General features: G+C 66.5%; 11 protein-coding genes. 10 read left to right on the top strand and 1 reads right to left on the bottom strand.

From position 1 onward, the window contains the following. The first annotated feature begins 389 nt into the window (after positions 1–389). From hutH to ACTHN9_RS26255, 8 genes are all read left to right on the top strand, one after another. On the top strand, positions 390–1925 hold the full coding sequence (gene hutH / locus ACTHN9_RS26220) for a histidine ammonia-lyase (protein ID WP_440539733.1): 1536 nt from the start codon (positions 390–392) through the stop codon (positions 1923–1925). 32 nt (positions 1926–1957) lie between these two features. After that, positions 1958–2653, top strand: a complete 696-nt coding sequence (gene hutC, locus ACTHN9_RS26225) for a histidine utilization repressor (RefSeq protein WP_440539766.1) — start codon at positions 1958–1960, stop codon at positions 2651–2653. A gap of 31 nt (positions 2654–2684) precedes the next feature. Next, the gene (gene hutU, locus ACTHN9_RS26230) at positions 2685–4373 is read left to right on the top strand and encodes a urocanate hydratase (RefSeq protein ID WP_440539734.1); all 1689 of its coding nucleotides are present in this window, start codon (positions 2685–2687) and stop codon (positions 4371–4373) included. A gap of 4 nt (positions 4374–4377) precedes the next feature. Next, positions 4378–5061: a HutD/Ves family protein gene (locus ACTHN9_RS26235; RefSeq protein WP_440539735.1), complete on the top strand. Its 684-nt coding sequence runs from the start codon at positions 4378–4380 to the stop codon at positions 5059–5061. Positions 5062–5103: 42 nt separating this feature from the next. Next, positions 5104–6381 (top strand): imidazolonepropionase, encoded by a 1278-nt coding sequence (gene hutI / locus ACTHN9_RS26240; RefSeq protein WP_440539736.1) that lies wholly within the window; start codon positions 5104–5106, stop codon positions 6379–6381. Then, positions 6378–7769, top strand: a complete 1392-nt coding sequence (locus ACTHN9_RS26245; protein ID WP_440539737.1) for a formimidoylglutamate deiminase — start codon at positions 6378–6380, stop codon at positions 7767–7769. The genes hutI and ACTHN9_RS26245 overlap by 4 nt, the downstream gene beginning before the upstream one ends. 113 nt (positions 7770–7882) lie before the next feature. Continuing rightward, positions 7883–8695 (top strand): N-formylglutamate deformylase, encoded by an 813-nt coding sequence (gene hutG / locus ACTHN9_RS26250; RefSeq protein ID WP_440539738.1) that lies wholly within the window; start codon positions 7883–7885, stop codon positions 8693–8695. Positions 8696–8855: 160 nt separating this feature from the next. Then, entirely contained in the window at positions 8856–9161 is a 306-nt protein-coding gene (locus tag ACTHN9_RS26255; RefSeq protein ID WP_440539739.1) for a HigA family addiction module antitoxin, read from the top strand. 96 nt (positions 9162–9257) lie between these two features. Here the strand turns inward: ACTHN9_RS26255 and ACTHN9_RS26260 are convergent, their stop codons facing one another. Further along, the gene (locus tag ACTHN9_RS26260) at positions 9258–9818 is read right to left on the bottom strand and encodes a hypothetical protein (protein WP_440539740.1); all 561 of its coding nucleotides are present in this window, start codon (positions 9816–9818) and stop codon (positions 9258–9260) included. Positions 9819–9913: 95 nt separating this feature from the next. Between ACTHN9_RS26260 and ACTHN9_RS26265 the strand changes: the two genes are divergently transcribed. Both ACTHN9_RS26265 and ACTHN9_RS26270 read left to right on the top strand, forming a co-directional pair. After that, positions 9914–10813, top strand: coding sequence for a helix-turn-helix domain-containing protein (locus tag ACTHN9_RS26265; RefSeq protein ID WP_440539741.1), 900 nt, complete (start codon positions 9914–9916; stop codon positions 10811–10813). Positions 10814–10815: 2 nt separating this feature from the next. Beyond that, positions 10816–12753 carry a DUF3857 domain-containing transglutaminase family protein gene (locus tag ACTHN9_RS26270; RefSeq protein WP_440539742.1) on the top strand — a complete coding sequence of 646 codons (1938 nt, stop codon included), beginning with the start codon at positions 10816–10818 and terminating at the stop codon, positions 12751–12753. Positions 12754–12855: the final 102 nt, after the last annotated feature.

A 12855-nucleotide genomic window follows, 5' to 3' on the forward strand; every position in this document is an offset into this window, starting at 1 on the left:
CCGGGACGCCGTGCACCGAGTGCAACAACATGCCCCTGTATTGCAAAAGCCACCGACGGCCGTCGTTCTGGTTGATTTGTATAGACAAGACCGCCCGCTGCATCCTGGCCCACACGCGTCCTGCCTAGGCGCGATCGGCCACCATCGTCGCCCCCAGACCGGCTGCAAGTATGGGGCTGCGCGCCAACGCTCATGCGTTCGCGTCTAATGGAAATCCCTAATCACCAGGCTTCGAAAACGACTTGTCTATACAAGCTGGCCGCACTAGACTCCCTTTCAGATCGTAGGCCGGTGCGCGCGCGAACGTCCGCAGCGAGGCGCCGCATATCGATAGACGAACGACGAAAGTCGAAAGACACCGCAAAAACCGCCAGAACAGGACGCCTTCCATGATGATTCTCACGCCGGGCCATTTGACGCTTCCCCAACTGCGCCGCATCGCGCGCGAGCGCGTCACGCTCGTGCTCGATCCCGCGAGCCGCGCCGTGATCGACGCGGGCGCGAAGGCCGTGGCCGACATCGCCGCCAAGGGCGAGCCGGCCTACGGCATCAATACGGGCTTCGGCCGTCTTGCGAGTACCCACATCCCGCACGATCAGCTCGAACTCTTGCAGCGCAATCTCGTGCTCTCGCACGCCGTCGGCGTCGGCGAGCCGATGGCGGCGCCCGTCGTGCGCTTGTTGATCGCGCTGAAGCTTTCGAGTCTCGGGCGCGGCCATTCGGGCATTCGCAGCGAAGTGATGGACGCGCTCGTGACGTTGTTCAATGCGGACGTCCTCCCGATCATCCCCGTCAAAGGGTCGGTCGGCGCGTCGGGCGATTTGTCGCCGCTCGCGCATATGTCGGCCGTATTGCTCGGGATCGGCGAAGTGACCGCGCGCGGCGAACGCATGAGCGCGGCCCAGGGTCTGAAACTCGCGGGCTTGGCGCCGCTCTCGCTGCAAGCGAAGGAAGGGCTGGCGCTGCTCAACGGTACGCAAGCGTCGACCGCCCTCGCGCTCTTCAATATGTTTGCGATCGAAGATCTCTTTCGCACGGGGCTCGTGGCGGGCGCGCTGTCGGTGGACGCGGCCGCGGGCTCGGTCAAGCCTTTCGACGCACGGATCCACGCGTTGCGCGGCCATCGCGGCCAGATCGAAGCGGCCGCGGCGTATCGCGCGCTGCTCGACGGCTCGGGCATCAATCTGTCGCACCGCGATTGCGACAAGGTGCAAGATCCGTACAGCCTGCGCTGCCAGCCGCAAGTGATGGGCGCGTGTCTCGACCAGATGCGGCATGCGGCCGATGTCCTGTTGATCGAAGCGAACGCCGTCTCGGACAATCCGCTGGTCTTCCCCGATACGGGCGAAGTGCTCTCCGGCGGCAACTTCCACGCCGAGCCGGTGGCGTTCGCCGCCGACAACCTCGCGCTGGCCGCGGCCGAAATCGGCGCGCTCGCGGAGCGCCGCATTGCGCTGCTGATCGACGCGACGCTGTCGGGGCTGCCCCCGTTCCTCGTCAAGGACGGCGGCGTGAACTCCGGCTTCATGATCGCGCACGTGACGGCGGCCGCGCTGGCTTCCGAGAACAAGACGCTCGCCCATCCGGCATCGGTCGATTCGCTGCCGACTTCCGCGAACCAGGAAGATCACGTCTCGATGGCGACCTTCGCCGCGCGCAAGTTGGCCGACATCGCCGAGAACACGGCGAACATCCTCGCCATCGAATTGCTCGCCGCCGCGCAAGGCGTCGATTTGCGCGCACCGCACCGCACGAGCGCCGCATTGCAGCGCGTGATGGATACGCTGCGCGCGCACGTGCCGCATTACGACCTCGATCGCTACTTCGCGCCCGATATCGCCAGCATCGCGCGGCTCGTCACGCAAGGCACGATCGCTCAGGCCAGCCCGCTCTCATTCGCTTCCGAAGCGAACGCCGACGCGTGACCGATGCGTGGCCGATGGACAACGTCAAAGCGATGAACGCTCCCGCGTATCAAGGCATCAAGGATTTCATCCTCGCTCGGATTCACGCGGGCGAGTGGGCGGAGGGCGACCAGGTGCCCTCCGAAAACGAACTGGCGCGCGAGTTCAAGGTGGCGCGCATGACGGTGAACCGGGCGTTGCGCGAGTTGACGGCCGAGCAAGTGCTCACGCGCGTTCAAGGCGCGGGCACCTTCGTCGCGCGGCCCAAGTACGAATCGACGCTGGTGGCGATTCGCAGCATTTCCGACGAAATCGCCGCGCGCGGCCACCGGCATCAGGCGAAGGTGCTGGAACTCGGCGCGACGGTCGCCAGCGAAGCGCTGGCCGACGAGATGCAAGTAGCGGCCGGCAGCCCCGTCTTTCATTCGCGCGTGCTGCATCTCGAGAACGACGAGCCCGTGCAGCTCGAGGCGCGCTGGGTCAATCCGGCCGTCGCACCCGAGTACGCGTTGCAAGATTTTGCGGCGGTCACGCCGAATCAGTACCTGACGCGCGTCGCGCCGCTGCAGCGTGTCGAGTACCGCATCGAAGCCGCGCAGCCCGAGCCCGATACGCGTAGCCAATTGCGGATGGACGACATCGAGCCGTGTCTCGTGCTGCATCGGCGCACGTGGTCGCGCGAGCAGGTCGCCTCCGTGGTCGATCTGTGGCACCCGGGCAGCCGTTATCGCTTCACCGGACATTTCTGAGCCGAACCGAGCCGTACAACCGAGGACTCCCATGAACGATCCCAAATTCTTCGATCCGCGTCTCGATCCGACGCGCACGATCCGCGCGCCGCGCGGCGCCGACAAGACGTGCAAGAGCTGGCTGACCGAAGCCGCTTACCGGATGATCCAGAACAACCTCGATGCCGAGGTAGCGGAGCACCCGCACGCCTTGGTCGTCTACGGCGGTATCGGACGCGCCGCGCGCAACTGGGATTGCTTCGATCAGATCCTGGCGTCGCTGAAGGATCTCGAAGACGACGAGACGCTCTTGATTCAATCGGGCAAGCCGGTGGGCGTGTTCCGCACGCATGCCGACGCCCCGCGCGTGCTGCTCGCGAACTCCAATCTCGTGCCGCATTGGGCCACGTGGGAGCATTTCCATGAACTCGATCGCAAGGGCCTCATGATGTACGGCCAGATGACGGCGGGCAGCTGGATCTATATCGGCAGCCAAGGGATCGTGCAAGGGACGTACGAGACGTTCTACGCGGTGGCGAATCAGCATTTCAACGGCGACGCCAAAGGGCGCTGGATCTTGACAGGCGGGCTCGGCGGCATGGGCGGCGCCCAGCCGCTCGCCGCAACGATGGCGGGTTTCTCGATGATCGCCGTCGAATGCGACGAGACACGTATCGATTTCCGTTTGAAGACGCGCTATGTCGATAAGAAGGCGAGCACGCTCGACGAAGCGCTCGCTATGATCGAAGCGGCGAAGGCGAGCGGCAAACCGGTCTCGGTCGGCCTCGTGGGCAACGCGGCGGATGTCTTCGAAGCGTGCGTCGAGCGCGGCATCACGCCCGATTGCGTGACCGATCAAACGAGCGCGCACGATCCCATCAACGGCTATCTGCCGCAAGGGTGGAACGTCGAGCAATGGCGCGAACGCCAGAAGACGGATCCGGAAAGCATCGTCGTGCCGGCCAAGCAGTCGATGGCGCGGCAGGTGCGGGCCATGTTGACGCTGCAAGCGCGCGGCGCCGCCACGCTCGACTACGGCAACAACATTCGCCAAATGGCGCTCGACATGGGCGTCGACAATGCATTCGACTTTCCCGGCTTCGTGCCCGCCTACGTCCGGCCGCTGTTTTGCGAAGGCAAGGGGCCGTTCCGCTGGGTGGCGCTTTCGGGCGATCCGGAAGACATCTACAAGACGGATGCGAAGGTCAAGGAATTGATTCCCGACGATCCGCATCTGCACAACTGGCTCGACATGGCACGCGAGCGCATCGCGTTTCAAGGGCTGCCCGCGCGTATTTGCTGGGTTGGCGTGAAGGATCGCTACCGGCTGGGTCTCGCCTTCAACGAAATGGTCAAGCGCGGCGAGTTGAAAGCGCCGATCGTCATCGGCCGCGATCACCTCGATACGGGTTCGGTGGCCAGTCCCAACCGCGAAACCGAATCGATGAAGGACGGCTCGGACGCCGTCTCCGATTGGCCGCTGCTCAATGCGTTGCTGAACACGGCGGGCGGCGCCACGTGGGTGTCGATCCACCATGGCGGCGGCGTCGGCATGGGGTTCAGCCAGCATGCGGGCGTGGTGATCGTGTGCGATGGGACCGATGCGGCGGCGCGGCGGATCGAACGCGTCCTGTTCAACGATCCGGCTACCGGCATCATGCGTCATGCCGATGCAGGCTACGAGCTGGCTCGCGAGACGGCGCGCGAGGTCGGCCTCAAGCTGCCGATGCTCGGGCGTTGAACCCATGAGCTTGCCATCGCAGGCGTTGCGCCGCGGCGCTGCAGGCTCCTCGCCCTCGCCGCGTACGCCGGCGCGCATCGTTCGGGCGAGCGCCCTGAAGGCGACGCCCTGGAGGAACGGCGGCGGGGTCACACGGGAGATCGCCGCGTATCCGGTGGGGGCGAGCCTCGACACCTTCGTCTGGCGCGTGAGCGTGGCCGATGTCGAACAGCCGGGGCCGTTTTCGCGATTCGCCGGCATCGACCGTACGCTGGTCTTGCTGGCGGGCGCGGGGATGCGCCTCATGGAAGCGAGCGGCGCGACGCATGCGCTGTCCGAGCCACTTTCGATTGCACGCTTCGCGGGAGAGGCGGCGATCGCCGCGCAGCTCGTGGACGGCCCCACGCGCGATTTCAATCTCATGGTGCGGCGCGATCGGGCGCGTGCCGAATTGCACGTATGGCAAGGCGCGGGGCAGCACACGCTCGACGCGGATGCCGCGCTCGTTCTGTGCGCATGCGGTGCGCTCGACGTGCGTTTCGAAAGCGCGGCGCAGGCGCAGACACTGGCTTCGGCTTCGGCAAGCGCGCCGCCGGTCTACGCCTCGCTGGCGACCTTGGACACGATCGTGCTGGACGCGCCTCGTGCGCTGACCTGCGACGTGACGGGCGAGGGCGCCGCACTGGCCGTGCTCGTGCATTACTGCTGACGCGGCACGTCCGCGATTTATTGCCGATACCTCGAGGCCATTATGAGCGAGCAAGTTTGGCGGCATTTCAATCTTTGCCCGAACGGCGATCCCGAAGCGTCGATTGCCGACGCCGCGATGGCCGTGCGCGACGGCGCGATCGCTTGGGTCGGCGCGGCGCGCGATTTGCCGCGCGAATTCGATGCGTGGCCCCACCACGATCTCGGCGGCGCCTGGGTGACGCCGAGTCTCGTCGATTGCCATACGCATCTCGTATTCGGCGGCCATCGTGCCGACGAATTCGCCTTGCGTCTTGCCGGAGCGAGCTACGAAGAGATCGCCCGCCGCGGCGGGGGCATCGTATCGACGGTCCGCGCGACGCGCGCCGCCGATGAGGCGTCCTTGCTCGCCGCAGCGGCCGCGCGTCTCGAACCGCTGATCGCGGAAGGCGTCGGGGCGGTCGAGATCAAGTCGGGCTACGGGCTCGAGCTGGCGAGCGAGCGCAAGATGTTGCGAGTGGCGCGCGAACTTGCCCGGCGCTACCCGGTGTCGGTCTACACGACGTTTCTCGGCGCGCACGCGTTGCCGCCCGAGTTCGCGGGACGCGCCGACGCGTACATCGACGAAGTCTGCGAACGGATGTTGCCGGCGTTGGCCGACGAAGGGCTCGTCGATGCCGTCGACGTCTTTTGCGAACGCATCGGCTTCACGCTGGCGCAAAGCGAACGCGTCTTCGAAGCGGCGCAGCGCCGCGGCTTGCCCGTGAAAATGCATGCCGAGCAATTGAGCTTGATGGGCGGAACGGCACTGGCCGCGCGCTATCGCGCGCTGTCGGCCGATCACCTCGAATTTCTCGACGAGGCCGGCGTGCGGGCGATGAAAGAAGCGGGAACCGTGGCGGTGTTGCTGCCGGGCGCCTACTACTTCATCCGCGAGACGCAACTGCCGCCGATCGAATCGCTGCGCCGCCATGGCGTGCCGATCGCGCTGGCGACCGACTGCAATCCGGGTACATCGCCGGCTACCTCCTTGCTCTCGATGCTCAACTTGGGCTGCACGCTATTTCGCCTGACGGTGCCCGAAGTGCTGCAAGGCGTCACCCGTCATGCCGCGCTCGCGCTGGGGCGCGGCGAGCGGCACGGCGAATTGGCGCCGGGCCGCTCGGCCGACTTCGTCGCTTGGTCGGTGAATTCGCTGGCCGAACTCGCCTACTGGATCGGCCGTCCGCTCGCCGCGCGCGTCGTGCGCGCGGGCGAGACGGTGCATACCGCGCCGGTCTCGCCGTGGACGGGGCGCGCCATCGACAATCGGGCAGCGAGCTTGGAAAGGAACAGGAAGTGACGATCGATCGCCGCACACTCTTCGCCGCGCACGCCTATTTGCCGCAAGGTTGGCGGCGCGACGTCCTGCTCGAATGGAACGAGGACGGCATGCTGACGGGCGTCGTGCCCGATTCGCCGGCACCTGCGGGGGCGCCGCGTGCGAGCGGGCCGATCGTGCCCGGCATGCCGAATTTGCATTCCCATGCGTTTCAGCGCGCGATGGCCGGACTGGCCGAATACCGCGCGCAAGCCAGCGACAACTTTTGGAGTTGGCGCGACCTCATGTATCGGTTCGCGGCGCGTATCACGCCGGAGCGGCTAGCCGCGATCGCGCGCTGGCTCTACGTCGAGATGCTCAAGGCCGGCTATACGTCCGTCTGCGAATTTCACTACGTGCATCATGCGCAAGACGGCACCTCCTACGGGAATGCCCCGGAACTTGGACAGTGCGTCGTCGATGCGGCGTCGCAAGCGGGCATCGGAATGACGATGCTGCCCGTGCTTTACCAATACAGCGGCTTCGGCAAGCGCGAGCCGCGGCCCGACCAGCGACGCTTCGTCAATACGCCGGAATCGTTGCTGGATCTATTGCTGACGCTGCGTCGCGCGCGGCCCGAGCATGGCGCGTTGACGTATGGCGTCGCGCCGCATTCGCTGCGAGCAGTCTCCGCCGCGTCGCTGCACGCGCTGCTCGACGGGCTCGACGCGCATCTGCCCGGCGCACCGGTTCATATTCACATCGCCGAGCAAACGGGAGAAGTGCAAGAATGTTTGGCCGCAACCGGGGCGCGGCCCGTCGCTTGGCTGCTCGATCATGCCGACGTCAACGCCCGCTGGTGCCTCGTGCACGCGACCCACATCGACGAGACCGAGACGCGCGCGCTGGCGGCAGCCGGTGCGGTGGCGGGGTTGTGTCCGACCACGGAGGCGAATCTGGGCGATGGGTTTTTCCCGGCACAGCCGTATCTCGATGCGAAAGGTTGGATCGGCGTGGGCTCGGATAGCCATGTTGCCGTGGATTGGCGCTCGGAGTTGCGCCTGCTCGAATACGGGCAGCGCCTATTGCTGCGCCAGCGCAATGTCCTCGCCTGCGAGACGCGCCCGCAGGTCGCCGAACGGCTGTTCGATGCGGCGCTGGCCGGTGGCGCACGGGCGAGCGGCCGGCCCCTCGGCGCATTGGCGCCGGGCTATCGTGCCGACTGGCTCGTGCTCGACGAGGCGCATCCGAGCCTCGATGGCCGCCAGCCGGGCGATTGGCTGGCCGGCGTCGTCTTTTGCGAACACGGCCCGTCGCCGATCGTCGAAGTGCATACCGGCGGCCGATGCGTCGTTCGCGGTGGACGGCATGAAGACGAGGCGGCGGCCTACGCCGCGTATCGCGAGGCCGTCTCGCATCTGCAGGGTTGAGGGCGAACGCGCGGCGCTCGGGCGGGCATTCGGTGTGTGAGTGTGCATGACGCAAAGCGCGGCGCGCGCTAATCTGAACGACGTTACGATTCCGACACCACCTTCCTGCATCCATGAACGCCACGCTCGATCCTGCCATGTTCTCCGTCCGGCCCGGCACTTTGCCGCTGTTGATTTCGATGCCGCACGTCGGCACGCACGTTCCGGGCGACATCGCCGCGACGATGACCGAGGTTGCCCGCCATGTCGACGACTGCGATTGGCATCTCGAACGGCTGTACGAATGCGCCGCGCGCCGGGGCGCTTCGTTGCTCGTTCCGTCGCATGCGCGCTATGTCGTCGACCTGAATCGCCCGCCCGACAATGCGAATCTCTACCCGGGGCAGGACACGACCGGCTTGCTGCCGATCGACACGTTCGACAAAGCGCCGCTGTATCACCCCGGCGGCGAGCCGACCGAGGCCGAGGTGGCGCGCCGCGTGGCGCGCTATTGGCAGCCGTATCACGACGCGCTTGCCCGCACGTTGGCCGAACTCAAGGCGCAACACGGTGCGGTGCTGCTGTGGGAGGCTCACTCGATCCGCTCGCATGTGCCGCGTTTTTTCGACGGTCGGCTCCCCGATTTCAATTTCGGCACGGCCGGCGGCGCCAGCGCGGCGCCCGGGCTCGCCGAGGCGCTCGTCGAGTGCGTGACGCGCCACGGCGGCTACACGGCCGTCGCCAACGGCCGGTTCAAGGGCGGTTACATCACGCGGCACTATGGCCAGCCGGACAACGGCATTCATGCCGTGCAGCTCGAGCTGTCTCAAATCGCCTACATGCAAGAAACGCGGCCCTATGCGTACGACGATGCACTCGCCGCGCGTGTCCAGCCTCTGCTCGATGCGCTGATCGACGAAGCGCTCGCACGCTTGCCCCGAGCGTGATCGGACGGGCGTCGCGGGACATCCGCGCCGTCGCGGTTTCGCTTATTCGAGCCCCGTAACGGATCATCTGTCAACTTGGCGCGACGCTTGGCGATGCGTCGCATCGACAATCGGCACTTGTCGATTGACGGATCGACTCGACCCCGTTATGTTTCGGGCCATGGCCGATACCGACAACACTCATCCTGGCGCGGTCGTGCGCCAGCTTTGCCTCGTGCGCTTCAACCTGAGCGTGACAGAAGGCGCGGCGGTGCTCGGCGTGAGCCGTCAGGCCCTGACGAACCTGCTGAGCGGCAAGGCGGGCATTTCGCCCGAGATGGCGCTACGTCTGGACAAAGCGTTCGGCGGGGGTGCCGAAACCTGGCTCCAACGGCAATTGGTGCACGATCTCGCCAAGGCGCGCAAGCGGCTCGACGAACTCGATGTCGTTTCGATGGCTCAGCAGCGCCAGCGTCCGCTATTTTGAGACGCGGGGCTGGCGCGTCGCGGCTCACAGGCGAGTCCGCCGCCTTCGGGTCGCGTCCTTCGCCGGCTCCATCCTTCCACGATGTGCGATTTACGCTCATGTGCCCATGCGCGTGGCGATGAACTCGCCTTCGAGCCGCCAACGCTTGCCGTCCGTATCGAGCGCTTCGCCGATCCAGTGAAAGCCGTTCGGCGAGAGGTCGGTAAAGCGCCAGCGTGTCGCCTGGCCGTCGGCGCGGGCGCCGGTCTGCACGATCTCCTCGCCCACGCGCCGGCCGATTTGCGTTTCGCGATGGCCGCGCGCCGGGTTGTTCCACGCAATGCGCCAAGCGCGCAATGGCGGGTCCCACGCACGCAGCGTCGTTCCGTACATGTCGTTTTGCGGGTCGCGTGCGAGCCGGCCGGCGCGCCGATCCTCGCGAGCGGGCATAATCCAAACATCCTGTATCGCCCGTCCTTCGAGTACCCAGCCGGCGTGGACCTCGCCGGTCAAACGTTCGCCGCGCACGTCGAACCCGCGGTAGTGGAGCACCTGCAGGGACCAACTGCCGACGAGCCAGCCGTATACGTCGTCGGCATCGTCGATGTCGGACGCGCGGCCGGGGCAGGCGAGGGCGGATAAGAACGCGGTGGGCATGAACGGTTCGGTGAGGGTCATCGTCGATCTCCGGGGTGAAAATGCGCAGGCGGGAATCGCACACGGCGAGGCACCCGCGAGGTCCGATGACGATACGGCGTGAAGCGAGGCGAATCTTGGCAAAAATTGCGCTGGATTTGGAACAAGCCTTGGCGCGGCGTGCGCGCGACGGCGCCGCCGGAGCGACCGAGCCGCGCGCGATCGCGAGCGGACGAGGATGGACCGTGTCCGATGTCCTTTGTACTTGCGGCCCCGGCGATCGCGCGTTCGAAGAGCGCCACGGCGCGTTTTGTATCGCACTCGTCGTGGCGGGTGCGTTCGAATACCGCTCCGAAACGGGGCAGGTGTTGATGACGCCCGGCGCCGCCCTGCTCGGCAACGCGGGCGAATGTTTCGAATGCGGCCACCGGCATCGCGCCGGCGATCGATGCATCGCGTTTCGCTACGAGCCCGAATACTTCGAGCGGTTGTTTGCCGATACGGGGAGCGCCCGCATCCCATCGTTCGGCGCCGTGCGCATCGAGCCGTCGCGTGCGCTGGCATCGTTCGTCGCTGCCGCGAGCACGGGCGTGAGCGCGGCAGCGAACGGTTCCGCCGTCGCGTGGGACGAGATGGCACTGGCGCTCGCTAGCCGGGTGCTGCGGGATCTCGATGGCGGATCGTCCCGCCATCTCACACCGATCGGGCGCACGGCGCTCGGGCGAGTTGTCGATACGCTGCGATGGATCGACGAAGCGCCGGAGCGCGACCTCGGCATCGATAGACTGGCCGAGCACACGGGGCTCAGCCCTTACCATTTCTTGCGTACGTTCGAGCGCGCCACGGGGGTGACGCCGCATCAGTATGTCCTCCGTTCCCGCTTGCGCGCGGCCGCTCAGCGCCTCGCCGACGCTCCGGAAAAGATCGTCGACGTCGCCCTGGATTGCGGCTTCGCCGACCTATCGAACTTCAACCGAGCGTTTCGCGCCGAATTCGGCGTCAATCCGCGGACCTACCGGCTGCGTTGGCGGGCATAACGATGACGAGCGGGGCGAATCGTTTCGGCCCGACCCTCGCGATCGTGCGTCGCGCTGTGGCCACCGTGTTCGCTTGCGCGACGGCGCTGTCCGCCACGGCCGCGCATGCGGCGGCGCCGACGGCCGAAGCGAGCGATCCCGCACCGGCCACGATCGAATCCGATGTGCATCTCTTCACCGTGGTGCACGACGGCTCCGTCGTCGAGCACGACGACACGACGCTGCGGGTCGATACCGCCGCCGGCGTCGACGCGATCGCCCAACGTTATGTCTGGTTCGACAAGGACATCGAACGGATCGACGCCCTATCGGCCGAATCGATCGATCCGCAAGGCGGCCTCCATCCCGTCGGTGCCGATGCGATTCGCGATATCCAAGAGCCGCGCGCGGCCGGCGCGCCGACGTTCGAAGACGGCGTCTTGCGGACGGTGATTTTTCCGGGCATCGAACCGGGTTGGCGCGAGCACCTGACGTTTCGCAAGTCGCGCAAGGCGGGGCGGCCGGGCCTGTTCGAATACTTTGCGGTGCCGGCCAGCGAGCCCGTGATCGATCAGCGCCTGATCTTCGATCTGCCGGCCGACATGCCGCTTTATGCCGATGCGCGCGGCTACGTGGCCCGCGCGCCCGTGCTCGATCATGGGCGCATGCGATACGAATTCGACTATCGGCACGGCCCCTTTGCGCGTGTCGAGCACGGGGCGGTCGGCGAGGCGAACGACGGCGACCGGTTGATGGTGACGACGGTGCCGAGCTACGCGGCTTTCGCGCAGCGTTATCGGCTCGATGCCGTGGACCCGACCGCGAGCGATCCGCAAGTGCTCGCGCTGGCGCAGGCGCTGACAAGCGGTGCGCCAGACGATTGGACGAAAGCGGCGCGTCTTTACGATTGGACGCGCACGAACATTCGCTATGTGGCGCTCTTTCTCGGCGAGACGGCGGCGAAGCCGCATCGCGTCATCGATATCCTTCGCCACCGCTACGGCGATTGCAAAGATCATGTGGCGTTGTACGGTGCGCTGCTCGCGGCGGTCGGCATCCGCAGCGAGCCCGCGCTGCTGAATCTCGGCTCGGTGTACACGTTGCCCTCCGTGCCGGGTTACGGCGCGGGGGCCATCAATCACGTCATCGTCTGGATCCCCGCGCTTTCGCGGTTCGCCGATACAACTGCGGGCGGCGGCATCGCGTTCGGTTTTTTGCCGCCGAGCGCGATGGACCGGCCCGCGCTGCTCGTCGACGACGGTGTGCTCGTGCATACGCCTGCCACGCAGGCGCGCACGCGCGACGCGCGCCTCGATTTGGACATCGACGAAAACGGCGATGCCCACTACGGCTATCGCGTGGAGGACGACGGTTATACGGCCGAACTCGAGCGCAATGTGTTTCGCCGTGCGACGCGTGCTCGGGTGCGTGAGATTGCCGATGAACGGTTGCGTCAAACCGGCTTGCGCGGGAGTGCGGCCGTGGAGACCGACGACGTGAACGCGACGAACGGTCCGTTCGCCGTCACGATGACGGGCGTGCTCGAGCATGTCGTCTGGACCGACGGCATGACGGCGCTGCCGGCCTTATCGAGTTTTGCCGGCGGAATCGCCTCGCAGATCGAGGACTGGCTGACCGAGACCGTTCGAACGCAATCGTACGTTTGCGTGGGCGGCACCTTCGTCGAACACGGGACGGTGACGTTGCCGCGCGACGTACGGCTTGTGTACGTCCCCTCGGACGTCGCGATCGATGCGGGGCCGATCGACTACGCCGCGAGTTATATCTTCGATCCGGTGTCGGGTGTCGTTCAGATATCGCGCCGGCTGCAGGCCGCGTTCGGAAAACAAGTCTGCACGCCGGCGCAATTCGATGCGATGCGCGATTCGCTGCTGCGCATCGAGCGCGACACGTCCGCGCAAATCATCGTGCGAGCGGGTGCGAACGCTTCGGCGCGTTGAGTGCCGTCGCCGATGGCGGTGGCGGCGCGAGCGCGGCGCGAGTCGCCCCGCGCCGCGCAGGTAGAGGGCCTTTCGTCTAGTCGCAATGATCGCTACGGCAGC

This window comes from Trinickia sp., assembly GCF_051953405.1.
Taxonomy (GTDB): domain Bacteria; phylum Pseudomonadota; class Gammaproteobacteria; order Burkholderiales; family Burkholderiaceae; genus Trinickia.